The following is a 24,728-nucleotide window of genomic DNA, read 5'->3' on the forward strand; positions in this document are numbered from 1 at the left end:
GGACAGGAGCTCAGCATGCAATGCGCCAATAGCAGCAAAATTCTCAACCGGCCCTTGAGCCAGTTACAGCACCCGCGCGAAGTGATTCGCCAGTTCACGCCCAACTGGTTCGCCGCCACCATGGGCACCGGGGTGCTGGCATTGGCCTTGGCCCAGTTGCCGCTGGCAATCCCCGGACTGCGGGTGTTCGCCGAAGGCCTGTGGCTGTTCAATATTGGTCTGTTTCTGTTGTTCAGCGTGCTGTATGCCGCGCGCTGGGTGTTGTTCTTCGATGAGGCGCGGAGGATTTTCGCCCACTCCACGGTGTCGATGTTTTTCGGCACCATTCCCATGGGCCTGGCCACCATCATTAATGGTTTCTTGGTGTTTGGCGTGCCGCGGTGGGGGCAGGATTTGGTCCCGGTGGCCGAGGTCCTGTGGTGGCTGGACGTCGCCATGTCGCTGGCCTGCGGCGTGCTGATCCCGTACATGATGTTCACGCGGCAGGAGCACAGCATCGACCAGATGACCGCGGTGTGGTTGTTGCCGGTGGTGGCGGCGGAAGTGGCTGCAGCCAGCGGGGGCCTGCTGGCCCCGCACCTGGCGGACGCCCATGGTCAACTGGTGATGCTCTGCACCAGCTACGTGCTGTGGGCGTTCTCGTTGCCAGTGGCGTTCAGCATCCTGACCATCCTGTTGTTGCGTATGGCCTTGCACAAGTTGCCCCACGAGAACATGGCGGCGTCGAGTTGGCTGGCGCTGGGGCCGATTGGCACCGGAGCGCTGGGCATGTTGCTGCTGGGCGGTGACGGACCGGCGATCTTCGCGGCTAATGGCCTGCCGGGAGTCGGTGAAGTGGCGGCGGGGCTGGGGCTGATCGGCGGCATCACCCTGTGGGGTTTTGGCCTGTGGTGGATGCTGATGGCGGTGCTGATTACCCTGCGCTACTTGCGCGACGGCATTCCCTTCAACCTCGGTTGGTGGGGCTTTACCTTCCCGCTGGGCGTTTATTCGCTGGCCACCTTGAAGCTGGCCAGCACCCTGGGCCTGGCCTTCTTCAGCCTGTTCGGTTCGGTGCTGGTGGTGCTGCTGGCGAGCCTGTGGCTGATCGTCGCCAAACGTACGGTGCAGGGAGCATGGCGCGGTGAGTTGTTTGTCTCGCCGTGCATCGCCGGATTGAAGAAATAGTCTTAAGGTTGTGGCCTGGATCGCTGAGCGACATTCCAATAAGAGCATCCAAGCCACTCAGGGACATGGAAGATGAGTCAACCTTCGCAGTTCACCTTGCTTCGCAAGCGGCGCTTCCTACCGTTTTTTCTTACGCAATCGCTCGGGGCGTTCAACGACAACATCTTCAAGCAGTCGTTGATCCTCGCCATTCTGTACAAGCTGGCCATTGAGGGCGACCGCTCGATCTGGGTCAACCTGTGCGCGTTGCTGTTTATCCTGCCGTTCTTTCTGTTTTCGGCGCTGGCCGGACAGTTCGGGGAAAAGTTCGCCAAGGACGCGTTGATCCGTCTGATCAAGCTGGGGGAAATCGCCATTATGGCGGTAGGCGCGGTCGGCTTCATGTTCAATCACCTATGGCTGATGCTGCTGGCGTTGTTTGCCATGGGCACTCACTCGGCGTTGTTCGGTCCGGTGAAGTATTCGATTTTGCCCCAGGCGCTGCGCGAAGAAGAATTGGTCGGCGGTAATGGCCTGGTGGAAATGGGCACCTTCCTGGCGATCCTCGCCGGGACCATCGGTGCCGGGATCATGATGTCCTCCAGTCACTACGCGCCCATTGTCTCCACGGCGATCATCGCCATCGCAGTGCTCGGTTACCTGGCCAGTCGTGGCATTCCCCGCGCAGCCGCCTCCACGCCTGGGCTGCGGCTGAACTGGAATATCGTCAGTGAGTCCTGGGCCACCTTGCGCCTGGGCCTGGGGCAGACACCAGCGGTGTCGCGCTCGATTGTCGGCAACTCATGGTTCTGGTTCGTCGGAGCGATTTACCTGACGCAGATCCCGGCATACGCCAAGGAGTGGATGCACGGCGACGAAACCGTGGTGACCCTGATCCTCACGGTGTTTTCGGTGGGGATTGCCCTGGGCTCGATGCTCTGCGAGAAACTCTCCGGGCGTAAAGTCGAGATCGGCCTGGTGCCCTTTGGCTCCTTCGGCCTGACGGTGTTCGGCCTGCTGCTGTGGTGGCACTCGGGCGGTATCCCGGACAGCGTCGAAGGCCATGGCTGGCTCGAAGTGCTCGGCTTTGCCCATACCTGGCTGGTGCTCCTGGACATCCTCGGGCTGGGGGTGTTTGGTGGTTTCTACATCGTGCCGCTGTATGCATTGATCCAGTCGCGCACCGCCGAACACGAGCGGGCGCGGGTGATAGCTGCCAACAACATCCTCAATGCGCTGTTCATGGTGGTGTCGGCGATTGTCAGCATCGTCTTGCTGAGCCTGGCCAAGTTGACGATTCCCCAGTTGTTCCTGGTGGTGTCGCTGCTCAATATTGGGGTCAACACCTACATCTTCCGCATTGTCCCCGAGTTCAGCATGCGCTTCATGATCTGGCTACTCAGCCACTCCATGTACCGCGTCCAGCACCGGAACCTGGAGCTGATTCCCGATGAGGGTGCGGCGCTTTTGGTGTGCAATCACGTGTCGTTTGTCGACGCCTTGCTGATTGGCGGCGCGGTGCGCCGGCCGATACGCTTCGTGATGTACTACAAGATCTACAACCTGCCGGTATTGAACTTCATCTTCCGCACTGCCGGGACGATTCCCATCGCCGGGCGCCAGGAAGACATCCAGATCTACGAAAGGGCTTTCAGCCGCATCGCCCAGTATCTGAAGGATGGCGAGCTGGTGTGCATCTTCCCGGAAGGCAAGCTGACCGCTGACGGTGAGATCGATGAGTTCAAGGGCGGGCTGACGCGGATTCTCGAACAGACTCCGGTGCCGGTGATTCCCTTGGCCCTGCAAGGGTTGTGGGGCAGCTTTTTCAGCCGCGACCCAAACAAGGGTTTTTTCCATCGGCTATGGTCGCGGGTGACCCTGGTGGCAGGCCCGCCGGTAGCCGCCGAGGCGGCAGCGCCGGCGCAGTTGCAGGCACGGGTCAGCGAGTTGCGGGGGACGGTGCGCTAGAAATGCGCAGATAAAAAAACGCCCGCGTAATGCGGGCGTTTTTTATCCAGTTGATCAGGCCGCGCTGATTTTCAGCCCGACCAGTCCGGCAATGATCAGCGCAACGCTGGCCAGGCGGAACAGCGCCATGGACTCACCAAACAGGATGATCCCGGCGATGACCGTGCCCACTGCGCCAACGCCAGTCCAGATCGCGTAGGCGGTGCCCAGCGGCAACTCCTTCATCGCCAGCCCGAGCAAGCCGAGACTGATGGCCATGGCGACGATTGTCAGGGCGGTGGGCAGGGGGCGGCTGAAGCCGTCGGTGTATTTCAGGCCAACGGCCCAGCCGACTTCAAACAGACCGGCGAAAAACAGAATGATCCAGGACATGCAAACCTCCATCGATTGACGGGGCCGTCCCCAGATTAATGACTCGATCGAGCCGCGAGGTCGTCCTCGCGTTGCGCAGTATAGTGCCCATCATTAGTCCGGGGATCAAGCTCCCGCGTCACTCAGCCGCTTGTTGTGCCGCCAGTTCCCGGTCCTGTTTCTCACTCATGCGCCGGAAGTAGGTCGAGAGCAGGGCGCCTGAAATATTGTGCCAGACGCTAAACAGGGCGCTGGGTACCGCCGCCAGGGGCGAGAAGTGTGCGCTGGCCAGTGCCGCCCCGAGCCCCGAGTTCTGCATGCCGACTTCCAGGGCGAGGGTTTTACGTTGCGCCAGCGGCAATTTGAACAGGTGGCCGGTGAGGTAGCCCAGCAAATAACCGAAGCTGTTATGCAGCATCACGACCGCCATGATCAGCAGGCCGGATTCGGCAATTTTCGCCTGGCTGGCGGCGACCACTGCGGCCACGATGATGACGATGCTCACCACCGAAATCAGGGGCAAGACCTCGACCGCATAACGCGCCCGTGCACCCAGCACGCGCTGTGCGATCACGCCAAGAACGATAGGCAGCAGGACGATTTGCAGGATCGACCAGAACAACTCCATGAACGAGACAGGCAGCCAGGCCGAAGCCAGCAACCAGATCAGCGTCGGGGTCAGCAGTGGGGCAAGCAGTGTGGTGATAGCGGAGATGGCTACCGCGAGAGCGAGGTCGCCCCGGGCCAACCAGGTCATGACGTTGGAGGAGGTGCCACTTGGGCAGCAACCCACCAGGATTACCCCGACGGCGATTTCCGGCGGCAGGCTGAAAACCTGGCAGAGCAACCAGGCCATTCCCGGCATGATCACGAACTGTGCGACCACACCCAACGCCACGCGCCACGGATGACGTACGACTTCGGCGAAGTCTTCGAGTTTGAGGGTCAGGCCCATGCCGAACATCACCAGCCCCAGCAGCGGCACGATGAAGCTTTTCAGGTCGATGAACCAAGACGGTTGCAGGAATGCCGCGACCGCAAAAATCAGTACCCAGTAAGCAAAGGTGTTGCCGACAAAACGACTCAGTGCTGCCAATGCGCGCATGACCTGTTCCTTATTATTGGTTACACCATACAAACACTTGTAGGAGCGAGCTTGCTCGCGATGGTGTATCAGACATCACTCATTTACCTGACACACCATCGCGAGCAAGCTCGCTCCTACAAGAGAGATCGCCAGGCGTTAGATGCCTTGCGGAATCTCTTCGCCGCCCAGCGCTTCCACCAGTGCCGGGAGGAATTCGCCGAAGGTCAGCATCATCAGGGTGAAGCTGGCGTCCAGTTGGCCCAGGGCTTCGTCGCCACCGTCCTGTTCAGCCTGGTCTTGCAGCAGGTCTTCGAACTTCAGGCGCTTGACCACCATCTTGTCGTCGAGGACAAACGACAGTTTGTCTTGCCAGGCCAGGGACAGCTGGGTCACCACTTTGCCGGTGCTCAGGTGCAGCTGGATTTCTTCGCTGGTCAGGTCCTGGCGTTTGCAGCGCACGATGCCGCCGTCTTCGTGGGTGTCGCGCAGTTCGCACTCGTCCAGCACAAAGAAGTCGTCCGCGGCTTTCTGGGTAGTGACCCATTCGGTCATGGTTGCGGTCGGCGACATTTTCACTGTCAGCGGACGCACCGGCAGGGTGCCGATCACTTCACGCAGGGTCGACAGCAGGTCTTCGGCACGTTTCGGGCTGGCCGAGTTGACGAGGATCAGGCCCTGCTTCGGCGCGATGGCAGCGAAGGTCGACGAGCGGCGGATAAAGGCGCGCGGCAGGAACGCCTGGATGATTTCATCCTTGAGCTGGTCGCGTTCCTTCTTATAGACCTTGCGCATTTGCTCGGCTTCGATCTCTTCGACCTTTTCCTTGAGCGCGTCACGCACGACGCTGCCTGGCAGGATGCGCTCTTCCTTGCGTGCGCTGATCAGCAGGAAGTCACCGCTGACATGCACCAATGGTGCATCTTCGCCTTTGCCGAACGGCGCGACGAAACCGTAGGTGGTCAACTCCTGGCTTGCACATGGACGCGCCAGCTTGGTGGCCAGTGCAGTTTCCAACGCCTCGGCATCAACAGGCAGATCTTGGGTCAGGCGATAGATAAGCAGGTTTTTGAACCACATGGGGTGAGTCTCTCCTTTATACAAAGGGGGGCATTATTCTCCGCGCAGCTCAATAGGCCAACCCTTCGCTAAGCCTTTGGAAGGCCTGAAAAAATTATTTAAAAAAGTGCTTGCCAGAGGTGGGGTCGCTCCGTAGAATGCGCGCCACACCGAAGCGAAGGGTGATTAGCTCAGCTGGGAGAGCGTCTGCCTTACAAGCAGAATGTCGGCGGTTCGATCCCGTCATCACCCACCATTCGTTTTCAGTGTTATGCGCAGCGGTAGTTCAGTCGGTTAGAATACCGGCCTGTCACGCCGGGGGTCGCGGGTTCGAGTCCCGTCCGCTGCGCCATATTCGGTAACCTGGATCGCTGAACGCCAGGTCACCACGGAAAAGCCCGCTTAGGCGGGTTTTTTTCTGTCCGAAGTTCCTGCAGGAAGCATGTTTCACCGGTTTTTAGATTTATTTGAAAAATACTTCAATTAAATCAACACTTTATAAAAACCTGTGGCATAATGTGTCCCGCAACGAAGGTAAAGGGTGATTAGCTCAGCTGGGAGAGCGTCTGCCTTACAAGCAGAATGTCGGCGGTTCGATCCCGTCATCACCCACCATTTACTTTCAACGCTTAGCGCAGCGGTAGTTCAGTCGGTTAGAATACCGGCCTGTCACGCCGGGGGTCGCGGGTTCGAGTCCCGTCCGCTGCGCCATATTCGGTAACCTGGACCACTGAACGCCAGGTCACCACAGAAAGCCCGCCTAGTGCGGGCTTTTTGCTGTCTGGGATTTGGCAAACTTCCCTTCGCCCCTCCTCGCAACACCTTGGCCGTCCGCGCCAAACCTCTTTGTCGCCAGCCATTCGGACTGCGCCTGATACATGTCAACGACCACACCGGCCAATTCCTATAGAAAGTACCTGGGACCTGCACATCGCGGTTGCCGTTTGCTGAACCTATAAAAACGAAGTGGTGCCTGGCCAACGGGAAAACCCGACGCAGGCGCCATAAGGGGTGTTTTCAATGGATCTGAATTTGCCGCGACTGGCCGTGTTGGTTTCGTCGTTATTGTTTGTGCACCACCTCAACGCCAGTGAGCCGCCGTCGGCAGCGGCCACCGAGGCTGACCCGTTGATCGCCCAAGGCAAGTACGTGGCCCAGCTCGGCGACTGTATTGCCTGCCACACCGCCAAGGACGGTGCGGTGATGGCCGGCGGCCTGGAACTGACAACGCCCATGGGCACCCTGTATTCCAGCAACATCACCCCCGATCCAGAAACGGGCATTGGCCGCTACACCTTCGAACAGTTTGACCGTGCCATGCGCCAGGGCGTGACGCCAGCGGGCGACAACCTGTACCCGGCGATGCCGTACCCGTCCTACGCCAAGATGAGCGAAACAGATATGCGGGCCTTGTATGCCTACCTGCTGCAGGGGGTCAGCCCGGTCAAGCAGGCCAATCTGCAGGCAGACATGAGCTGGCCGTTCAACCAGCGCTGGGGGCTGTGGTTCTGGAACAAGGTGTTCGTCGATGACGCTCCCTTCGCTGCGGACCCGGCCAAGGACCCACAGGTGAACCGTGGCGCCTACCTGGTGCAGGGCTTGGGTCACTGCGGCGCTTGCCATACCCCACGGGGTATCGCCTTCCAGGAAAAGGCCATGAGTGATGCCGGTGCCAGTGGCAAGCATTACCTGGCCGGGGAGACCGTCGAGCATTGGCGCGCACTCAGCTTGCGCAACCTGTGGACGGTGGAAGACACCGTGCAGTTGCTCAAGACCGGGCAGAACCGATTTGCCACGGTGTCCGGCAACATGGCGGAGGTGATCCATCACAGCACCCAGCATTTTACCGATGATGACCTGAACGCCATCGCGACCTACCTCAAGTCGCTGCCAGCCGGCCCGGATGACCTGCCGCCACCGTCCTTGCCACTGGCCCCGGCGGCGGCTCCGGCGACGCTGTTCAGCAGCCGTGGTGGCCTGGGCTACACGCAGTTCTGTGCCGACTGCCACCGTGCGGATGGCGGTGGTGTACCGGCGATGTTCCCGCCGCTGGCGGGCAACCCGAGCGTGGCCTCGGCCGATCCGACTTCGTTGCTGCACATCACCCTGACGGGCTGGAAAACCGCCGAGACCCAGACCCACCCACGGGTCTACACCATGCCCGGATTCGCCCGGCTGGCCGATGACGAGATCGCCGAAATCCTCAGCTTCGTGCGCACCAGTTGGGGCAATAGCGGCTCAGTGATCAGCGCTGCCCAGGTCAAACAGCTGCGTGGCCAGCTCAAGCCGGTGGACGGGCCTGTCACCTTCGAAACCCCACGCCTGGCCGATATGCTAGTGGCGCCCAATGCGCCACAGGTAGTGCGGGGCATGCGCCTGCACCTGCAGACCAAGGCCCTGTTGCCGGACAACGTCGGTAACGCCTTGAACTGCACCAGTTGCCACCTGAATGCGGGCACTGTTGCCGATGGTTCGCCGTTTGTCGGGGTCTCGGCGTTCTTCCCGGGCTATGCACCGCGTGTGGGACGGGAAATCACCCTCGCCGAGCGCATCAATGGTTGCTTCCGCCGTTCGATGGACGGCAAGCCGCTGCCCGTCGAGTCGGCGGACATGCAGGCGATGATTGCCTACTTCGACTGGATGAAGCGCAACACCCAGCCCGGGGATAAAGTGGCCGGGCGCGGCGTCGGCAAGATCGATCCGGCGATCAAGCCTGACCGTGCCAACGGTGAGCGGGTCTACGCCAAGCAATGCGCGGTGTGCCATGGCACTGAGGGCGAAGGCTTGAAGAGCGCCAAGGGCGAGTGGGTATTCCCGCCGCTGTGGGGCGAGGAGTCGTTCAACATTGGCGCCGGCATGGCGCGCACCTATACCGCGGCGGCGTTCGTCAAACGCAACATGCCGATTGGCTTTCACGAACAATTCCCGCTGGGGCAGGGCGGGCTTTCTGATCAGGAGGCGGTAGACGTCGCCGAGTACTTCTCCCATCAACCGCGGCCGGACTTCCCGGACAAGCACAAGGACTGGCCAAAAGGTGGCAAACCACAGGATGCCCGGTACTGAGCCTTGATCGCCGCACGCCCGTCGTCTGACGGGCGTGCGGCCTGGCCTTACTGTTCGGCGTTGCGCGCGTGCCGGTAGTCGCTGACCGCTTCGTACACGGCTTTGCGCAATCGATTGATCCCACCGATGGGGCGATGCGCCTCCAGCCCGAACCAGGGATTGAACGAATGATTGTCACATTGCAGGTTCAGCGCCGGGGTGTCGAAGTCCTGGGCGGGAATCCGGATGCGCGCCACGGTTTCGAACGGCGCGTCGCTTTCCTGCCATTCAATGCTGGTGTCTTCGATGGGCATGTATGCGCCCGGGTCCTGACGTTGGATCTGCAGGACAAAGCAGGCCGCGACCCGGTCCGTCGACAGCTGCTGGTTCAGCGCACTGCGCAGGAAGTTCGGCAAGGCCTGGTTCTGCGCGGGGAGGGTGTAGCTCGGGCAACTGCCTGGGTCTGGAGCCACGCGAAATTTTGCGTTGGCGTTGCCAAACTTGTAGGGCGAGACGGAAAAATAGGTGCTCTGGGTGGGGCTCGTCGGTGCCGGCGCCAGCGTCGCCAAGGCGATGAACAGATGGCGCACCTGCCAGCTGCGCGGGTCCCAGCCGGGAAAGAATGCGAGGACCTTTTTGCCGTCGGCCTGGGCCGCGACGTTCTGCCGGTACTCGGCAACGTCACTGACGAAAAAGTTCGGGTGGTTGAACATGACGAAGTCCTGTTCGCCACGGCCTTGACGGTCCTTGAGTAACTGCGTGCCGGGTACGTCGAGTAACTTCAGGGCCATGCCCCGGGCATCGCGCATGCTGTCGAACTGCGGGTAGGCATTGCCGTTGGATAGACGCAGGGTCGCTTGCCAGGTCTTGCCGGCTTCGCTGAATACGCCCTGGCGCAGTTCCGGGGCCAGGTCGGTCAATACCTGGACCTCGGCCTGCAAGCAGCCGTGCGCCTTGGCGTGGGCGTCACGCAGGTAACGGGTGTTGTCGCGGTGCTGGTCGACGATGCGCACGGCAGTCTGGATCACCTCCTGGGTCATCGCGGCTTCGCCGGCCGGTATCTGCTCCTGGGCGGACACCGGCCCGCTGTGCTGCCAGGCCCACCAGGCGCTGGCCAGGGCCCAGCCGAGCAGGCCGAGTCCGAGTAACCACAGCAGGCATTTACCCAACAACGCCGCGAGGTGCAGCCATAGGCTCATCAACATGTAAAACTCCTTCCTGACTGTCTGCGGCTCATGGCAATTGCGCCTCCAATGGGCCGCCCAGCACCTTCAGGTACTCCAGCAGTGCCCAGCGTTCTTGAGGTAGCAACAGGCGCCCGATGACCCCGTTACCCCGTTCGCCGGCGCGAAACTCGTGGCCGCTGTTGTGGTTGCCGGTAACGCGCGTATCGAACACAAACCCGTTGTCGAAGGCTTCGGTGCGATAACCCAGGTGTTTGGGGTCGTACTCGAAGGTGCCTTTATAGAAGGTGCTCGCGCGTTCACTTTGCGGTGACAGCAGTTGGTAGAGGCTCGGCACCGAACCGTTATGCAGGAAGGGCGCCGTGGCCCAGACGCCTGCCAGCGGCCGGGCCTTGTAGGCCACGCGCTCGCGCACGCCGATCGGCAGGGCAAAACCATCCATGTCCGGCCGCTCCTCAGGGGTGACGTTGGCCTCGCGGTAGGCGCGGCTCTCGACGAAGGCGGTGACGTAGGCCAGGCCCTTGGCGACTGACAACTGGCTCAGGTCCAGCGGCTCGGTGGGCGTGGGTTGCAGCTTGACGTCGAGGTCGGCCAATTCCGCCGGGTCCCATTGCAGTGGGGTGACGTCGAAGCGGTGCTGCGCGATGTTGTTGGCGCTGGCGGGGTCCGTGCCGATCACTGCCACCGGCAGCATTTTCAACTGCTGCTCGGGGCGGCCGTTGGCCTGGATCACCTTGGGCACGTGGCAACCGGCGCAGTTCTCGGCGAACAGCGCGCGGCCCTGGGCAGCCAGGGGCTTGTCGACGGTGCCCAGCAGCGCTTCGGGCCAGGCCGGCGGCTTGAGGCGCTTGAGGGTTTCTTCGATCAGGTGCAGGTCACGTACGCGCACGCTGGAGGGGTAGCGCGCATCGCCCTTGAGCGGTTGACCGTTGGCGTCGAAGAAACTCAGGGTGGCGCCCACCCCCAGCGCTTCGCCGACGTTGCGCGCCATGGGCTGCTGGGCGGAGCCGTTCCACTGTACCCAGTCGAAGGTCCAGATATCCCACAGTTGTGGGTAGTCCACTGGGGCGTTGGCGACCCGATAATTGTCCGGGGAAATGGCGTCGCCAAAGGTGGCATTGGCGATACGGCCGAAGGCGTCGGTGCGCCCGGGGCCTTCCTCGGTGGGGTAGAGACCACGATGGGTGTCGTTCCAGGCCACGCGCAGGAAGGTGTCCAGCGAAGCCTTGAAGTCCTTGCGCAGTTGTCCGTGCCCGGCGTCGTAATCCTGTCCCAGCACATTGCGGGCGAAACGTTCGAATTTCCACGGGTTGTAATAGGTCGAGGCAAGGCTGGCCACCAGTGCCTGGCCGAAGCTGCCGCCGCGTAACGTGGGGACGCTGGAGGGCAGCACGTGCTGCGCCGTACCGCCATCGATGCGTAGGGCCTGGCCCTGGTAGCGCAACTCGCCGGTGTGGCAGGCGGCGCAGGTAATATCCAGATACTCTTCTTTGCTGCCAGGATTCTGGTGCCTGGCGAAGCCCACCGGAAGGTTGCCCGGATTACTGGAGGTGGCCGTTTGCGTCGGGTCCACCAAAAAGCCGAAGCGCGCCAGGTACTGCGGCGCGGCAAAGCGTTGCTCGGAAAACGGCAGCTCAAGGGCCTTGAACCAGTCGTACCGCAAGCCCTTTACCTGGGTGCCCTGGGGGGTGAAGTAATAGGTCTGGCGATCGGCCGCGCTCCACTGGTCGAGGTAGTTCACCTGGGTCACAGGCGTATAAACCGGCAGTTTGGGGTTGGCCACGTAATACAGCACAACGGCCAGCGCGACCCCCAACAGGGTCAGAATCAGCAGTAAAAAACGGAGCAGCAGGCGCACGATAAACATCCTTGTAGATTGATCGGGGTGTTATGCCTGAGCTGAAGTTTGGCAGCAAGAGGCCATTACGCCATAGGCTGTGGGAACAGGCTGCGTCTGCCCTCGGCTGAAGCTGACAGAAACTTCACCCTATTCCTGGGTAAAACGCGTTAAAAGACCTGAACTTATCGGAGCTTTCCTGCTCTCATGCCGGTAGCCATTGGTCGTGGCGGCCTGATAAGCTCGCGGCTTTATTCGATTGCCCTTTAGGCGCATGAACAAGGAAATAGCATGAAACAGCATCGGTTGGCGGCGGCGGTGGCCCTGGTTAGCCTGGTACTTGCGGGTTGTGACTCGCAGACCAGCGTAGAGCTGAAAACCCCGGCGCAAAAAGCTTCCTACGGTATCGGCCTGAACATGGGCAAGAGCCTGGCTCAGGAAGGCATGGATGACCTGGACTCCAAAGCCGTAGCCCAAGGCATCGAAGATGCTGTCGGCAAGAAAGAACAGAAGCTCAAGGATGAAGAGTTGGTCGAAGCCTTCGCTGCGCTGCAAAAGCGCGCTGAAGAGCGTATGGCCAAGATGAGCGAAGAGTCGGCCGCAGCCGGCAAGAAATTCCTCGAAGACAACGCCAAGAAAGCCGGTGTGACCACCACGGCTTCCGGCCTGCAGTACGAAGTCGTGAAGAAGGCCGACGGCGCTCAGCCTAAGCCTACCGACGTAGTGACTGTGCACTACACTGGCACCCTGACCAACGGCACTGTGTTTGACAGCTCGGTCGAGCGTGGCAGCCCAATCGATCTGCCGGTCAGCGGCGTGATCCCGGGTTGGGTCGAAGGCCTGCAACTGATGCACGTAGGCGAGAAGTACAAGCTGTACATTCCTAGCGAACTGGCCTACGGCGCACAAAGCCCTAGCCCGGCAATCCCGGCCAACTCGGTGCTGGTGTTCGACCTGGAACTGCTGGCGATCAAAGATCCAGCCAAGCAAGACGACGCCAAGTAAGCTGCGTCGGATGTAAAAACAACGCCCCGTTTATCCGGGGCGTTGTTGTATCTGGCGGTCGGTGGGGGAAAATCCAGTAGAACCGACACCGGTTGTAGCAGTCATAGCATTGAAGGCGCCGCCGTTAGCCGCACCAGGCCGCCAAGTCAATGAAATGTTGGGGTTTTTTTATGTGAGTAAAAAACGCCCGATCTGACTCGAGCCCTTGTAAGACGGGGCTTTGAGGCCTGAAAAGCGGCTCTGTTCACAAGGTTATCCACAATTTGTGTGGATAACATTTCAGTGGAGGCATGATGAAAACACCCTGGAATTTCGCTCGGTTCCTGCCCCTGGCCGGTCGCTTGATCAGTCGTGGCCGTTTGCCGACTCTGCTCTTCGCAGTGGCCAGCAAGGGCGCCACTCAGGGTTTCCGGCTGGGCAAGCTCAAGGACGACCTGCGCTTGCTGCAGGCGTTGTGCCTGGCGTACTGGCGTGGCGAGTACCGGGCCATCAGTCCCAAGGCCCTGGTATCGGTGGTGGCCGGCCTGATGTACTTCCTTAGCCCCTTGGATGCCGTTCCAGATTTCATCCCGATGTTCGGCATGCTCGACGATATCGCCGTACTGGCATGGCTGATGAAAACCCTGGATGACGAGTTGACTGCCTTTCGCCTCTGGCGCAACCGTCAGCACCCGGAAAAACTGGTGAACGTCGAGCGCCTGCCCGATTCGCCGGAGCAGTTGTTGCTTCAACACCCGAAAAAAACCTGAATCGAATCAGATCTATCCAGAGATTGATACGCCCCAGCGACCTTAGCGACTGTTAGGATTACACTTCAATGGAAAAGTGCCGACTCGCTAAGTGTTGTTGTCCTACGGGGTAGTCATGGATATTCAGATAATCACACGTGATGGTGAACCCGAGTACGCGGTGTTGCCATGGGCGCAGTATCAAGCATTATTAAAAGCGGCAGGCGTCAAGGAGCAACCACCGCGTGCAGCCACAGTCCCGCACGCGGCCACCTCGAACCCGGTTCTTCCGGGCCTCGATCAACTGCGTCATCTGCGCGAAGAACAGGGCATTGCCATTGAGGCGTTGGCCCGCACCGTAGGCATCAGCCCTTCCTACCTGGCCTTGATCGAAAGTGGCGAGCGCCAGCCCGACGCCGCGATTCGTCGCAGCCTGGCCTGGGAGTTGAAGGTGCAGGGTTGGAGGGATGAATCGTGAGCGTACGGATCAGTCGTCAACATTGGGACGGTTTGCTCGGTGAACTGGATCAGGCGCGCCGTCAGCGCCACCTGCTGACCTATCGTGCGCTGCTGGAGCGGTTGCAGTTGCCGAGCCCGGCGATGCAAACCCTGACGGCCGCCCTCGAGCACCTGGCGGCGTTGGACGCTCGGGCTGAGCAGCCGCTGCGCAGCTCGCTGGTGATCAGCCAGGGTGCGAGCCGGTTGCCGCGCACGGGGTTCTTCGAGTGTGTGGAGCGCCTGGGACGCTTCTCCGGGCCGTCCGACGGCGTAGCTGCAGCGTCCTGGCATGCTTCGGAAGTGGTTCGGGTGTTTGAGTACGAATACCCTGAATCTGCGGAGGCCTGAGTGTTGCTACGACTCAAGGCACATGTCAGCTACTGGCTGGCTCGCCGGTTGTTTCACTGGTCCTGGTTTGTCCGTCAGCCGCGGGGCTGGGCCTGGCTGGAAGGGCAGTTTGCGCGCATGGCCAACTTGGGTGATGTGGGCGCGCAGAGCTTCTATGGCCACATCCTGACGTTTCGCGGGGTCGGTCTTGGGGCTCGCGAGGAGGGCGTGCGATTGTTGCGCCTGGCGGCGTTGGCGGGCGATGGCAAGGCGGCCTATCAGGTGGGTGTGATCAGTCTGGCTGGGACGCCGAGCAAGGCTCCGGATCCGCTGGAGGCGGCTCGCTGGTGGGGGATGGCGGAAAAGGCTGGGCACCCTTTGGCTGCGATCAAGTTGCGGGAACTGGCTGCGCGGGCTGGTTGATCTGGGTGTAGATCCGCTCCTGCGGTTATGGCGGCTTAGGGTTGGGTCCCCTTGTGGGAGCGGGCTCGCCCGCGATGGCGATCTCCGACAAACCACAAATCTGGCGAATACCCCCAATCCCCTGCAGCAGCTGCCGAGCCCCCCAGGGTCTGTATACGAGCTGATCCGACAAGAAACTAACGACCAAAAAAAACCGGGCAAGCCCGGTCTTTTCTGGTCAGCGTGTTGCTTAGGTGGCCATTACTTCTTGTTGCTGGCGACCGCGGTGTTGAGTTTCAGGTAGTCCAGCAGGATCCGCCCGGTTTCGCTGAGGTAGGCGTCGTCTTCCGGCTTGGTCTTGTCTGGCTCGGCCGCGATGGCGTCCTCGTCTTCTTTTTTCAGTTCCTTGAGCGGCTCTTCGCCTTTGGCTTTGCGGCGGATGTTTTCCATCGTCAGCTGTTGGGCTTCGATATCGGCATGTTGTGCGCGGCGTTCGGCTTCGTTGAGGCTGACGGTTTTTTCCGCCATCAGCTTCTGGGCCAGGGCCAGTTTGTCGCGGATGAAGACAAACTCGGCATCCTTGGCGGTGCGCTCGTCATGCTCGGACTTGAGCTGGGCGAGGAAGGGTTTGAACGGGTCGACGGCCGGTTTGATCGCCGGGCGGATGGTGTCCCACGGCATGGCTTCCGGCAGTGCGCTTTCGCCGATTTCCTTGGTGTCGATGATCGACGGGTAATCGATGTCCGGCAGTACGCCCTGGTGTTGGGTGCTCTGCCCGGAAACCCGGTAGAACTTGGCCAGGGTCAGTTTCAGTTCGCCATGATTGAGCGGCTGAATGGTCTGTACCGTGCCTTTGCCGAAGGTCTGGCCGCCGATGATCAGTGCGCGGTGGTAGTCCTGCATGGCGCCGGCAAAAATCTCCGAAGCCGAGGCTGACAGGCGGTTGACCAGCAAGGCCATCGGGCCTTTGTAGAACGCCCCCGGGTTTTCGTCTTCGAGTACATCGACCCGGCCATCGGCGTTGCGCACCAGGACGGTCGGGCCCTTGTCGATGAACAGGCTGGTCAGTTCGGTGGCTTCCTGCAGGGAGCCGCCGCCGTTGTTGCGCAGGTCGATGACCACGCCGTCGACTTTTTCCTTTTGCAGTTCGGTCAGCAATTTCTTGACGTCGCGGGTGGTGCTCTTGTAGTCCGGATCACCGGCACGGAACGCCTTGAAGTCGAGGTAGAAGGCCGGGATCTCGATTACGCCGAGTTTGTAGTCCTTGCCATCCTGCTTGAGGTTGAGCACGGATTTTTTCACCGCCTGGTCTTCAAGCTTCACCGCTTCGCGGGTGATCGGCACGATCTTGCTGGTCTGGTCGTTGGGCGCATTGCTGGCCGGAATCACTTCCAGGCGGACCACGGTGCCTTTCGGCCCACGGATCAGCTTGACCACTTCGTCTAGGCGCCAGCCGACCACATCGACCATTTCCTTGTTGCCCTGGGCGACACCGATGATCTTGTCCGCCGGCGCGACCAGTTTGGTCTTGTCGGCTGGACCTGCAGGCACCAGGCGCACGACCTTGACCTGGTCGTTGTCGCTCTGCAACACGGCTCCGATGCCCTCGAGGGACAGGCTCATGTTGATGTCGAAGTTTTCCGCGTTATCCGGTGACAGATAGTTGGTATGCGGATCGTAGGACATGGCGAAGGTGTTGATGTACGCCTGGAAGATGTCCTCGGCGCGGGTCTGGTCCAGGCGCGACAATTGGTTCTTGTAGCGTTTGGTCAGGGTTTCCTGGATCTGCTTGGAGTCCTTGCCGGCAATTTTCATGCGCAGCACTTCGTCCTTGACGCGTTTGCGCCACAGGTCGTCGAGCTCGGCATTGGATTTGAGCCACGGGGCCTCTTTGCGATCGATCAGCAAGGTTTCCTTGGCGTTGAAGTCGATCTTGTCCACGCCTTTGTTGAGTTCTGCCAGGGCGAACTGCAGACGCGATTTGACCCGGTCCAGGTAGCGCTTGTAGATGGTGAACCCGGGGTTCAGGTCACCACTCTTGAGGAAGTCGTCAAACTGGGTTTTCCATTTGTCGAATTCACCAATGTCGCTGGCCATGAAGTAGCTGCGCGATGGATCCAGCAGCTTGAGGTAGCTGTCGTAGATGATCACCGAGCGCGCATCATCGAGGGGCGGCTTGCTGTAGTGGTGGCGCTTGAGCAGCTCGACGACGTTCAGGCTGGCGATCACCTCGTCACGGTCGGGCTGAAGCTTGTCCCAGCTATTGGCTGCGAATGTATCGGGCGCGAGCGATAAGCTGCCCAGGCCGATGAGGAGAGCGAGTGCGGTGCTGGGGAACAAATGCTTCATGCCGATTCGACGCGGGGACAATTGATAACGCATATTAGGCCGTCTTTGAAGTCGCCGGTTCCACAAGGACCGGTCGCATAATGCAAAAAGCCCGGCGCTATAGCATCGGGCTCAGTCCAGACTCACTATGGAGGCACTGTGAAGGCATTGCAAGGCGTTGAGGGACATGTGGAGTGGGTTGAAGAGCCGGCTCCGGTCTGTGATGTGGGGCAAGTTCGCATCCGTGTTGCGGCCGCGGGGTTGAACCGGGCCGATCTGCTGCAGCGAGCGGGGCTCTATCCTGCGCCTGCGGGTGCCAGCCAGGTGCTGGGGCTGGAGTGCTCGGGGGTCATCAGCGAGGTGGGCCCGGGCTCGACCTGGCAGATCGGTGACCGGGTGTGCGCGCTGCTGGCCGGGGGCGGGATGGCCGAGGAGGTGGTGGTCGATGGTCGCCACGTCCTGCCGGTACCTGAGGGCTTGTCGTTGGTCGAAGCGGCGGCGCTTCCGGAGGTGTACAGCACTGCCTGGCTGAATCTGTTTCAACTGGCTGCGCTCAAGCCCGGGGAAAAAGTCTTGCTGCATGCCGGCGCCAGTGGCGTAGGGTCGGCAGCTATCCAGCTGTGCAAGGCGTTTGGCAACCCGTGCTGGGTCAGTGTCGGTTCGGCCGATCGGTTGGCCTATTGCGAAGCGCTGGGCGCCCAGGGCGGGGTGGTGCGCACCGATGGTCTGGAGGGGTTGAGCGATCTGGGACCGTTCGATGTGATCCTCGACCCGGTCGGCGCCAACTACGCGGCGTTGAACCTGAAGGTGTTGGCTCGGGACGGACGCTGGGTGTTGATTGGCCTGATGGGCGGCCGTGATGCCAAGCTCGACCTGGCGCAAGTGCTGGCCAAGCGGATCCAGCTGTTGGGTTCGACCCTGCGCAGCCGCGACGAGCAGTTCAAGGCCGATCTGTTCAGCGATCTCAGCCAGCACGTCTGGCCATTGTTCGCCGAAGGCCGCTTGAGCCCGCAACTGGCCAAGACCTTCCCGATCAAGGATGCCGAGGCGGCGTTTGCCGAACTGGCGACCAATCAGGTGTCGGGCAAGCTGGTGTTGGTGATTGACGAGAGCCTGACCTGACGACATTGCACTGAAACGGTGGGAGCGAGCAGGCCGCTCCCACACAGGTATTCGATTACTTCCAGTGGTGAATCGGCCAGCCGGCCTGTTGTGCATGCTCGCGCAGCACTGGGCCCGGGTTGACCACGTGGGGGAAGTCGACCTTGAGCAGCAAGGGCAGGTCGTTGCGGGAGTCGGAATAGAAACTCGCGCCCTCGAGATTTTCTTCTTCGGCGTCCAGCCATTCCAACAGGCGGGTGATTTTGCCTTCGCGGTAGGTCAGGGTGCCGACGGTATGGCCGCTGTAGAAACCGTTGACCAGCTCCAGTTCGATACCCAGCACCTCATCGATGCCCAGGCGCTCGGCGATGGGCTTGACCAGGTGGGTGCCCGAGGCGGAAATCACCAGGATCCGGTCGCCGGCCTTGCGGTGGGCGGCGATGGTCTTGGTGGCATCGCTGAAAATGATCGGCTCGATAAAGTCTTCGACCCAGGGCCCTACAAGGTGCTCGACCTCTTGCGGGGTACGGCCGATCAAGGGTTCCAGGCTGAAGGCCATGAACTCTTCCATGGCCAGCTTGCCGTGGCTGTAGGCGTCCATCAGTTCGTTGTTGCGGCGCATGAACGACTCGCCGTCGACCCAGCCCAGGCGGGCCATCTGCTCACTCCAGAGGGTGGCGCAGTCGCCGTGGATCAGGGTTTCGTCCAGATCAAAAATTGCCAGGGCCATCAGTGCTCTCTCTTCAGCTCATTCGTTGACATCATCAGGCGACCTCACACAGGGCGCTCGGATCAATGGACAGTGCCAGGCGTTGACCGTCGGCATGCAAGTCAGCCGCCGAACGGTTCAGTACATCCACCACCAACTCCACACCGCGCGACTCGACCCGATAGCGAATCACGTTGCCCAGCAGACTGTGGCTGCGGATCAGGGTATCGGGTTCGCCCGTGCGGCTCAGCACGATGGCCTCCGGGCGAATCGCGATGCGGCTGTTGACGGGACGTTGCAGCAGTTTACTGGCACTGGCGGCATCAAGCAGGTTGTAGTTGCCGATGAATCCGGCGGCAAACACATCCACTGGCGCAGTGTAGAGGGTCTCTGCGTCGCCACTTTGTACGATTTTTCCCTGGTTCATGAGGAATATTCGATCAGACATGGTCAGGGCCTCCTCCTGATCGTGAGTGACGAAAATAGTCGTCAGCCCCAGCTCACGCTGGATCTGGCGGATCTGTTCGCGCAGGTGCTTGCGAATCCGCGCATCCAGTGCCGACAGCGGCTCATCGAGCAGCAGCAGGCGTGGACGGGTGACCAGGGAGCGGGCCAGGGCTACGCGCTGGCATTGGCCGCCGGACAACTGGTGCGGATAACGCGCGGCAAAGTCAGTCAGCTCCACCAGTTGCAGTACTTCCTGTACGCGCTTGTGGCTGTCGTCGGCATTGACCTTTTGCATGCGCAAGCCGAAGGCGACGTTCTGTTCCACGGTCATGTTGGGGAACAGCGCATAGCTCTGGAACACCATGCCGATCCCACGTTTTTGTGGGCTCAGGGGCACCAGGTCCTGGCCCTCGAGCAGGATCTTGCCGCCATCCACCGCGGTCAGCCCGGCAATGCAGCGCAGCAGGGTGGACTTGCCGCAACCCGAAGGGCCGAGCAGGGTGACGAACTCGCCCTTGTGGATTTCGCAGTTGATGTCGCTGAACACCGTGGTGCCGGAGTAGTTTTTTTGCAGGTGTTGGACGCTGACATAGCTCATTGGCTTTTGTCCTTGTTCAAGATATTGGCAGCCCAGGTCAGAACCAGCACAAAGAGGAAGTAGGAGATCACCAGCGCGCTGGTGAAGTGGCCACTGCTGTTACGCATGTTGTTGAGGTACACCTGCAGGGTTTCGTAGCGGGTGCCGACCAGGATGTTGGCGAACACAAACTCGCCGAACAGGAACGAGAACGACAGCAGCAACGCCACCATCAGGCCCTTGCGCAAGTTCGGCAGTACTACCAGGAACGCCGCCTGGAAGGTGCTGGCGCCGAGTAACTGGGCGGCGTCCATCAGGTCGCGCAGGTTGATTGCCTGCAGGTTGTTGGTGATTGCCCGGTACATGAACGGCAGCGCCACGGTGAAGTAGCAGCCCACCAGGATCCAGGGCGTACCGACCATGGCGAACGGTCCGGAACCGTAGAGCTGCAACAGGCCCACCGAGGACACCACCGGCGGCACCGCGAACGGCAGCAGGATCAGGATGTTCATCAGCGCATCGAGTTTCGGGAAGTGGTAGTGCACCACGAACAGCAGCGGCAGGATCAGCACCACCGACAGGATCAGCGCCCCGACGCAGACCAGCAGCGACTGGCCGAAGGCGTTGAGAAAACGCGGGTCGCTCCACAGTTGCAGGTACCACTTGAAGGTGAAGCCCGAGGGCAGGATGGTCGCCGACCAACTGCTGGAAATCGAGTAGATCAGAGTGCCAACCAGCGGCAGTAACAAGATGGCAAACAGCAGGTAGACCACCACGCGGTGATAAAGGGCCGCAGAGCCGGGTTCAGCGCGAGACATGGTAGCTCCTCTTCAACAGTAACTGATGGACCACGGTCACCACGGTCATCAAGGCCACCAGCACCACGGCCAGGGCACTGGCCAGATTCGGGTCCAGGGAAATGTCACCTGAAACCATCGCCGCGATGCGGATCGGCAACACGTTGAAGTTGCCGGTGGTAAGGGCGTACACCGTGGCGTAGGCGCCCAGGGCATTGGCCAGCAGGATCACGAAAGTGCCGAGCAGGGCTGGAGTCAGCACTGGCAGGCCGATGTGGCGCCAGTACTGCCAGCCGTTGGCCCCCAGCAACTCGGCGGATTCGCGCCAGTCTTCGCGCAGGGCGTCGAACGCCGGGTACAACAGCAGTACGCCCAGGGGAATCTGGAAGTAGGTATAGAGGATGATCAGCCCGGTTTTTGAGTACAGGTTGAAGTCCTCGATGATTCCAGCCTGCTTGAGCATGATGGTGATGCTGCCGTTGAAGCCCAGCAGGATGATGAAGGCGAAGGCCAGGGGCACGCCGGAAAAGTTGCTGGTCATGTTGGCGAAAGCGTTGACGAAGTTGCGCAACCTGGAGTCGACCCGACGCAGCGAGTAGGCGCCGAGGATGGCGATGACAATGCCGAACAGGCTGGAGTAGAAACTGATTTCCAGACTGTGCTGGATCGCTTGCAGGTAGAACCTGGAGCTGAAGATCTTGTTGAAGTTGGCCAGGCCCCAGCCGAACTCTTCCGATTGCAGGCTGTTGATCAGCACCCAGCACAGCGGGGCGATCTGGAACACGAAAAAGAAGATCGCAAAGGGCACCAGGCACAACGCTGCCAGCCATTTGCCGCGTGTGATGGCATTCACTTGAGCAACTCCCGGCATACAGGTTTGTCGTGGGGTATGCCGAGCAACTGGCACACCGTGCCGCACAGTTCGAGCTGCCTGGGAGCGGCATCGGGGTCGAGGCTGAAGGCATCGCCAATCACAAACAGCGGGACTTCCCGTTCCTCGGCCAGCAGGCCGTTGTGGGAGCGGTCGTTGTTCATGCCGTGGTCGGCGGTCACCAGCACCTGGTAACCGGCGTCGAGCCAGCCTTGCAGGTAGTCGGCCAGGATGATGTCGGCCGAGCGGGCACTGTTACGGTACTGCGGGGTGTCGAGGCCGTGCTTGTGCCCGGCGTCGTCGATGTTCATCGGGTGCACCAGCAGAAAGTGCGGTGCATGTTGCAGGCGCAGGTGCTCGGCGTCGGCGAACAGGTGCGAATCCGGGTAATGGTCGGACCAATAGAAGTGGCCGTACTGGATCGGCAGTTCGGGCTCGGCGGTGTGGCGATCCCGGGCCGCGACGAAAGGGCAGCGGTTGTACAGCTCGCTGACCCAGTGATAGGCCGCGGCGGCGGTGGTCAGGCTGGCGTCACGGGCATAGTGATAAATGCTGCGCTGGTTGGACAGGCGCGCGACGTTGTTGTGGACGATGCCGCTGTCGATGGGCGTGACCCCGGTCAGGATCGTTTCGTAGAGCGGGCGCGATAGCGCAGGAAGCTCGCAGGTGAGTTTGTACAGGGCAGCTTTTTGCGCCTGTACATAGGCCTGCAAATGCCCCATGGCATGCCGCGCGACTTCGTAGTTGAGACCGTCGAGAACGACAAGGATGACGTTGTGACTCATGGCACTGAAACTCCGTACATCGGTAACTCGAAACATCGTAATTCGTTGTAGAAGCGAGCCTGCTCGCGAGAACGTCCTGACACCCGAGAGGGTCTTCGAATGTCAGGTCGCCATCGCGAGCAGGTTCGCTCTTACGGGGGTTACTTCATCTCTACGATGACTTCTTCGTTCCACTTCTGTGGCAAGGCCTTGGAGGTTTTTTCCCAGGCGTCGGCGTCCTTGATCGGGGTCACGCCTTTGTACTGCTCGTTCGGCAGCAGCTTGGCCTGGATCTCGGCGGGCAGGGTCAGGTGTTCGGCGCGGATTGGCCGAGCGTTGCCTTTGGCCAGGTTGATCTGGCCCGCATCGCTGAAGATGTACTCACGGGTCAGCTTGGCGGCGTTGGGGTTCTTCGCGTATTTGTTGATGATTGTGGTGTAGCCGGAAATCACCGAGCCATCGGACGGGATCAGCACGGTGTAGTCATCCGGGTTGGCCATCTTGGCCTTGTAGCTCAAGCCGTTGAAGTCCCAGACCACGCCAACCTCGACCTCGCCTTTCTCCATGGTGGCAATGGTCGGGTTGGCCATCGACAGGCGGCCCTGCTTGGCGATTTCGGCAAACATCAGCAGTGCTGGTTGCAGGTTCTTCTCGTCACCGCCGTTGGCCAGGGCCGCTGCCAGTACACCGTTGGCAGCCTGGGCGGCGGTGCTCACGTCACCGATGGAGACCTTGTATTTGCCGGTCTTGAGGTCGGCCCACTTAGTCGGTGCAGGGGAGCCGTGCAGCAGCTTCTTGTTGACGATAAAGGCGATGGTACCGGTGTAGGCCAGGGCCCAGTTGCCATCTTTATCCTTGGCCCAGGCAGGTACCTGGTCCCAGGTCGAAGGCTTGTAGGGTTGCACCACGCCTTGCTTGACCGCGATCGGACCGAAGGCCGCTCCGACGTCGCCGATGTCGGCGCTGGCGTTGTCTTTTTCCGCGGCAAACTTGGCGATTTCCTGCGCCGAGCTCATGTCGGTATCGATGTGCTTGAGGCCGTAGGTCTTGGCCAGGTCTTCCCAGGTGCCTTTCCAGTTGGCCCAGTCATCGGGCATGCCGACACTGTTGACCGCGCCTTCCGCTCGCGCAGCGGCTTCCAGGGTTTTCAGATCGGTATCAGCAGCCATGGCGGCGGTGCACATGGCAATGGTCGAGCCTAACAGGGATGCCAGGAAAAGCTGTTTCATCGAAAGCTCCTTTGGGCGTATTCAACGCTGCGTTTTTATCGAACGTTTGCGGTTGGGTTGGTCTAGGTCAGCAATACCTGAGCCAATTTAGGTGGGCTGGATGACACTTTGATGTCGGCGGCCCCAGCCCAGGGCTTTTTTTCGCTCGCTAGGGGTGACAACGAGATAAGCGTAGACCATGGGGAGGAGGCCGGTTTACCGGGACTTGGCCGCACAATTGCAGTGCTTTGATGCTGCCGTTGGGCGGCTTTGTCATCGATCAGTCATATGTTGTGCCTAGGCTTGCACTAGCTTAGAGGAGGCGTTTTTTGGCGCACTCCGGCCCCGAAACAGTGCTGGTCTAGTCCAGAAAGGTAACCTTGATGCGTGAAGAGGCAACCCGCGCGGTGACAGCCATTGGCCAAGTCCTGCAAGAGCAGATCGACCACGGTCTGCTGGCGCCTGCCAGCAAGCTGCCGGCCGAGCGCAAGCTCAGTGAGCTGTTCGGCACCACACGCATTACCGTGCGTGAAGCGCTGTTGCAACTGGAGGCCCAAGGCCAGATTTATCGGGAGGAGCGCCGTGGCTGGTTCGTCTCGCCACCCCGGCTGGCTTACAACCTGATGCAGCGCAGTCACTTTCACGCGATGGTCAGTGCCCAGGGGCGGGTGCCGTCGACCGAGGTTATCTCGGCGCGTCTGCAGCCGGCGTCGGCAGCCGTGTGTGCCTGGCTGCAGCTGCCGGCGCTGTCGAGTGTGATCCAGATCTGCCGCGCTCGGCGTATTGACGGGCGACTGGTGCTGTATGTGGAGCACTACCTGAACCCGCAGTATTTCCCGGGGATTCTGCAGCTGGATCTGAATCAGTCGATTACCGAGTTGTATGCCCGGCATTACGATTTGCACTATGGGCGGGTGCGCTTCGAGATCGTGCCGACCTCACTGCCGGTGGATGCGGCGGCGGCCTTGCGGGTGTCGCTGGGCAGCCCGGGGTTGCGCATCGCCCGGGTCAACTACGATCAGCATCAGCGGCTGATCGATTGTGACCTGGAGTTCTGGCGGCATGATGCGATTCATGTCGGGGTGGATGTGGTCTAGCTGCCGCCACAATGTTGAATGTTCCGTTTCCATTGCGGTATCGGTATCTACATAACTGTGGTGCGACGTTGCACCTGTGGGCCTCTGGGGTGTTGGATCAGACCGAGTACATATCCATTTCTGCGGTAATGGCCTCCTATGGTTCCGCCCAACGGCGGCTCACTTTTGAACAGCGCAAAAGTAAGCAAAACGCTCATA

Annotated in this window: 22 protein-coding genes and 4 tRNA genes; 14 read left to right on the forward strand and 12 right to left on the reverse strand. The window is 60.8% G+C overall.

The genetic code is table 11. The features are described 5' to 3' along the window. Window positions 1-15: 15 nt before the first annotated feature. Both ACM6IP_RS10950 and ACM6IP_RS10955 read left to right on the forward strand, forming a co-directional pair. Window positions 16-1,167, forward strand: a complete 1,152-nt coding sequence (locus tag ACM6IP_RS10950; RefSeq protein WP_401130042.1) for a TDT family transporter — start codon at window positions 16-18, stop codon at window positions 1,165-1,167. 72 nt (window positions 1,168-1,239) lie between these two features. Continuing rightward, a complete protein-coding gene (locus ACM6IP_RS10955; protein ID WP_414861479.1) occupies window positions 1,240-3,114 on the forward strand; it encodes an MFS transporter in 1,875 nt (624 codons plus the stop codon). Between the two features lie 54 nt (window positions 3,115-3,168). Here the strand turns inward: ACM6IP_RS10955 and sugE are convergent, their stop codons facing one another. From sugE to rdgC, 3 genes are all read right to left on the reverse strand, one after another. Beyond that, complete coding sequence (sugE, locus tag ACM6IP_RS10960) at window positions 3,169-3,486, reverse strand: quaternary ammonium compound efflux SMR transporter SugE (RefSeq protein ID WP_027620002.1); 318 nt, start codon at window positions 3,484-3,486, stop codon at window positions 3,169-3,171. A 118-nt stretch (window positions 3,487-3,604) separates the two neighbouring features. After that, window positions 3,605-4,570, reverse strand: coding sequence for a bile acid:sodium symporter family protein (locus ACM6IP_RS10965; protein WP_414861480.1), 966 nt, complete (start codon window positions 4,568-4,570; stop codon window positions 3,605-3,607). Between the two features lie 138 nt (window positions 4,571-4,708). Further along, entirely contained in the window at window positions 4,709-5,629 is a 921-nt protein-coding gene (rdgC, locus tag ACM6IP_RS10970) for a recombination-associated protein RdgC (RefSeq protein WP_095170314.1), read from the reverse strand. A gap of 159 nt (window positions 5,630-5,788) precedes the next feature. Between rdgC and ACM6IP_RS10975 the strand changes: the two genes are divergently transcribed. The 5 genes from ACM6IP_RS10975 to ACM6IP_RS10995 all read left to right on the forward strand — a co-directional run bounded on the left by ACM6IP_RS10975 (window position 5,789) and on the right by ACM6IP_RS10995 (window position 8,671). Continuing rightward, a tRNA-Val gene (locus ACM6IP_RS10975) sits at window positions 5,789-5,864 on the forward strand. A gap of 19 nt (window positions 5,865-5,883) precedes the next feature. Further along, window positions 5,884-5,960: transfer RNA gene (locus tag ACM6IP_RS10980), tRNA-Asp, on the forward strand. A 187-nt stretch (window positions 5,961-6,147) separates the two neighbouring features. Further along, window positions 6,148-6,223: transfer RNA gene (locus ACM6IP_RS10985), tRNA-Val, on the forward strand. A gap of 19 nt (window positions 6,224-6,242) precedes the next feature. Next, window positions 6,243-6,319 (forward strand) — tRNA-Asp (locus ACM6IP_RS10990). Window positions 6,320-6,628: 309 nt separating this feature from the next. Then, on the forward strand, window positions 6,629-8,671 hold the full coding sequence (locus tag ACM6IP_RS10995; RefSeq protein WP_320332831.1) for a c-type cytochrome: 2,043 nt from the start codon (window positions 6,629-6,631) through the stop codon (window positions 8,669-8,671). A 47-nt stretch (window positions 8,672-8,718) separates the two neighbouring features. Here ACM6IP_RS10995 and ACM6IP_RS11000 read toward each other — a convergent pair whose 3' ends face one another. Both ACM6IP_RS11000 and ACM6IP_RS11005 read right to left on the reverse strand, forming a co-directional pair. Then, the gene (locus tag ACM6IP_RS11000; protein ID WP_414861481.1) at window positions 8,719-9,855 is read right to left on the reverse strand and encodes a catalase family protein; all 1,137 of its coding nucleotides are present in this window, start codon (window positions 9,853-9,855) and stop codon (window positions 8,719-8,721) included. A gap of 28 nt (window positions 9,856-9,883) precedes the next feature. Then, window positions 9,884-11,692, reverse strand: a complete 1,809-nt coding sequence (locus tag ACM6IP_RS11005) for a di-heme-cytochrome C peroxidase (protein WP_414861482.1) — start codon at window positions 11,690-11,692, stop codon at window positions 9,884-9,886. Between the two features lie 270 nt (window positions 11,693-11,962). Here ACM6IP_RS11005 and ACM6IP_RS11010 point away from each other — a divergent pair, with 270 nt between their 5' ends. The 5 genes from ACM6IP_RS11010 to ACM6IP_RS11030 all read left to right on the forward strand — a co-directional run bounded on the left by ACM6IP_RS11010 (window position 11,963) and on the right by ACM6IP_RS11030 (window position 14,652). Beyond that, window positions 11,963-12,676, forward strand: coding sequence for an FKBP-type peptidyl-prolyl cis-trans isomerase (locus tag ACM6IP_RS11010; protein WP_095170311.1), 714 nt, complete (start codon window positions 11,963-11,965; stop codon window positions 12,674-12,676). Between the two features lie 293 nt (window positions 12,677-12,969). Beyond that, window positions 12,970-13,425, forward strand: coding sequence for a YkvA family protein (locus tag ACM6IP_RS11015; RefSeq protein ID WP_095170310.1), 456 nt, complete (start codon window positions 12,970-12,972; stop codon window positions 13,423-13,425). 115 nt (window positions 13,426-13,540) lie between these two features. After that, on the forward strand, window positions 13,541-13,882 hold the full coding sequence (locus ACM6IP_RS11020; RefSeq protein ID WP_095170364.1) for a helix-turn-helix domain-containing protein: 342 nt from the start codon (window positions 13,541-13,543) through the stop codon (window positions 13,880-13,882). Continuing rightward, window positions 13,879-14,250, forward strand: coding sequence for a hypothetical protein (locus tag ACM6IP_RS11025; RefSeq protein WP_003179080.1), 372 nt, complete (start codon window positions 13,879-13,881; stop codon window positions 14,248-14,250). The genes ACM6IP_RS11020 and ACM6IP_RS11025 overlap by 4 nt, the downstream gene beginning before the upstream one ends. After that, window positions 14,251-14,652 (forward strand): sel1 repeat family protein, encoded by a 402-nt coding sequence (locus ACM6IP_RS11030; RefSeq protein ID WP_414861483.1) that lies wholly within the window; start codon window positions 14,251-14,253, stop codon window positions 14,650-14,652. A gap of 240 nt (window positions 14,653-14,892) precedes the next feature. Here the strand turns inward: ACM6IP_RS11030 and ACM6IP_RS11035 are convergent, their stop codons facing one another. Continuing rightward, entirely contained in the window at window positions 14,893-16,980 is a 2,088-nt protein-coding gene (locus ACM6IP_RS11035) for a carboxy terminal-processing peptidase (RefSeq protein ID WP_414861484.1), read from the reverse strand. Window positions 16,981-17,118: 138 nt separating this feature from the next. Between ACM6IP_RS11035 and ACM6IP_RS11040 the strand changes: the two genes are divergently transcribed. Next, window positions 17,119-18,081, forward strand: coding sequence for a zinc-binding dehydrogenase (locus ACM6IP_RS11040; protein WP_095170307.1), 963 nt, complete (start codon window positions 17,119-17,121; stop codon window positions 18,079-18,081). A gap of 55 nt (window positions 18,082-18,136) precedes the next feature. Here the strand turns inward: ACM6IP_RS11040 and ACM6IP_RS11045 are convergent, their stop codons facing one another. From ACM6IP_RS11045 to ACM6IP_RS11070, 6 genes are all read right to left on the reverse strand, one after another. Next, window positions 18,137-18,790, reverse strand: a complete 654-nt coding sequence (locus ACM6IP_RS11045; protein ID WP_414861485.1) for an HAD family hydrolase — start codon at window positions 18,788-18,790, stop codon at window positions 18,137-18,139. A 34-nt stretch (window positions 18,791-18,824) separates the two neighbouring features. Then, complete coding sequence (locus ACM6IP_RS11050; RefSeq protein ID WP_095170305.1) at window positions 18,825-19,814, reverse strand: ABC transporter ATP-binding protein; 990 nt, start codon at window positions 19,812-19,814, stop codon at window positions 18,825-18,827. Then, entirely contained in the window at window positions 19,811-20,611 is an 801-nt protein-coding gene (locus ACM6IP_RS11055; RefSeq protein WP_159997430.1) for an ABC transporter permease, read from the reverse strand. The genes ACM6IP_RS11050 and ACM6IP_RS11055 overlap by 4 nt, the downstream gene beginning before the upstream one ends. Beyond that, window positions 20,598-21,443, reverse strand: a complete 846-nt coding sequence (locus tag ACM6IP_RS11060) for an ABC transporter permease (RefSeq protein WP_095170303.1) — start codon at window positions 21,441-21,443, stop codon at window positions 20,598-20,600. The genes ACM6IP_RS11055 and ACM6IP_RS11060 overlap by 14 nt, the downstream gene beginning before the upstream one ends. Beyond that, complete coding sequence (locus ACM6IP_RS11065; protein ID WP_414861486.1) at window positions 21,440-22,246, reverse strand: alkaline phosphatase family protein; 807 nt, start codon at window positions 22,244-22,246, stop codon at window positions 21,440-21,442. The genes ACM6IP_RS11060 and ACM6IP_RS11065 overlap by 4 nt, the downstream gene beginning before the upstream one ends. Window positions 22,247-22,386: 140 nt before the next feature. Next, window positions 22,387-23,454, reverse strand: coding sequence for an ABC transporter substrate-binding protein (locus ACM6IP_RS11070; protein WP_095170301.1), 1,068 nt, complete (start codon window positions 23,452-23,454; stop codon window positions 22,387-22,389). 362 nt (window positions 23,455-23,816) lie between these two features. Here ACM6IP_RS11070 and ACM6IP_RS11075 point away from each other — a divergent pair, with 362 nt between their 5' ends. Further along, complete coding sequence (locus ACM6IP_RS11075; protein ID WP_414861487.1) at window positions 23,817-24,530, forward strand: UTRA domain-containing protein; 714 nt, start codon at window positions 23,817-23,819, stop codon at window positions 24,528-24,530. The last annotated feature ends 198 nt before the right edge of the window (window positions 24,531-24,728 follow it).

This window comes from Pseudomonas sp. IT-P176 (assembly GCF_949767245.1).
Taxonomy (GTDB): domain Bacteria; phylum Pseudomonadota; class Gammaproteobacteria; order Pseudomonadales; family Pseudomonadaceae; genus Aquipseudomonas.

Excerpts from the sequence above, each read along its gene's own strand:
- ACM6IP_RS10950 (WP_401130042.1), top strand. The coding sequence starts at position 16 with ATGCAATGCGCCAATAGCAGCAAAATTCTCAACCGGCCCTTGAGCCAG.
- ACM6IP_RS10955 (WP_414861479.1), top strand. The coding sequence starts at position 1,240 with ATGAGTCAACCTTCGCAGTTCACCTTGCTTCGCAAGCGGCGCTTCCTA.
- sugE (WP_027620002.1), bottom strand. The coding sequence starts at position 3,486 with ATGTCCTGGATCATTCTGTTTTTCGCCGGTCTGTTTGAAGTCGGCTGG.
- ACM6IP_RS10965 (WP_414861480.1), bottom strand. The coding sequence starts at position 4,570 with ATGCGCGCATTGGCAGCACTGAGTCGTTTTGTCGGCAACACCTTTGCT.
- rdgC (WP_095170314.1), bottom strand. The coding sequence starts at position 5,629 with ATGTGGTTCAAAAACCTGCTTATCTATCGCCTGACCCAAGATCTGCCT.
- ACM6IP_RS10995 (WP_320332831.1), top strand. The coding sequence starts at position 6,629 with ATGGATCTGAATTTGCCGCGACTGGCCGTGTTGGTTTCGTCGTTATTG.
- ACM6IP_RS11000 (WP_414861481.1), bottom strand. The coding sequence starts at position 9,855 with ATGTTGATGAGCCTATGGCTGCACCTCGCGGCGTTGTTGGGTAAATGC.
- ACM6IP_RS11010 (WP_095170311.1), top strand. The coding sequence starts at position 11,963 with ATGAAACAGCATCGGTTGGCGGCGGCGGTGGCCCTGGTTAGCCTGGTA.
- ACM6IP_RS11015 (WP_095170310.1), top strand. The coding sequence starts at position 12,970 with ATGAAAACACCCTGGAATTTCGCTCGGTTCCTGCCCCTGGCCGGTCGC.
- ACM6IP_RS11020 (WP_095170364.1), top strand. The coding sequence starts at position 13,541 with ATGGATATTCAGATAATCACACGTGATGGTGAACCCGAGTACGCGGTG.
- ACM6IP_RS11035 (WP_414861484.1), bottom strand. The coding sequence starts at position 16,980 with ATGAAGCATTTGTTCCCCAGCACCGCACTCGCTCTCCTCATCGGCCTG.
- ACM6IP_RS11045 (WP_414861485.1), bottom strand. The coding sequence starts at position 18,790 with ATGGCCCTGGCAATTTTTGATCTGGACGAAACCCTGATCCACGGCGAC.
- ACM6IP_RS11050 (WP_095170305.1), bottom strand. The coding sequence starts at position 19,814 with ATGAGCTATGTCAGCGTCCAACACCTGCAAAAAAACTACTCCGGCACC.
- ACM6IP_RS11055 (WP_159997430.1), bottom strand. The coding sequence starts at position 20,611 with ATGTCTCGCGCTGAACCCGGCTCTGCGGCCCTTTATCACCGCGTGGTG.
- ACM6IP_RS11065 (WP_414861486.1), bottom strand. The coding sequence starts at position 22,246 with ATGAGTCACAACGTCATCCTTGTCGTTCTCGACGGTCTCAACTACGAA.
- ACM6IP_RS11070 (WP_095170301.1), bottom strand. The coding sequence starts at position 23,454 with ATGAAACAGCTTTTCCTGGCATCCCTGTTAGGCTCGACCATTGCCATG.
- ACM6IP_RS11075 (WP_414861487.1), top strand. The coding sequence starts at position 23,817 with ATGCGTGAAGAGGCAACCCGCGCGGTGACAGCCATTGGCCAAGTCCTG.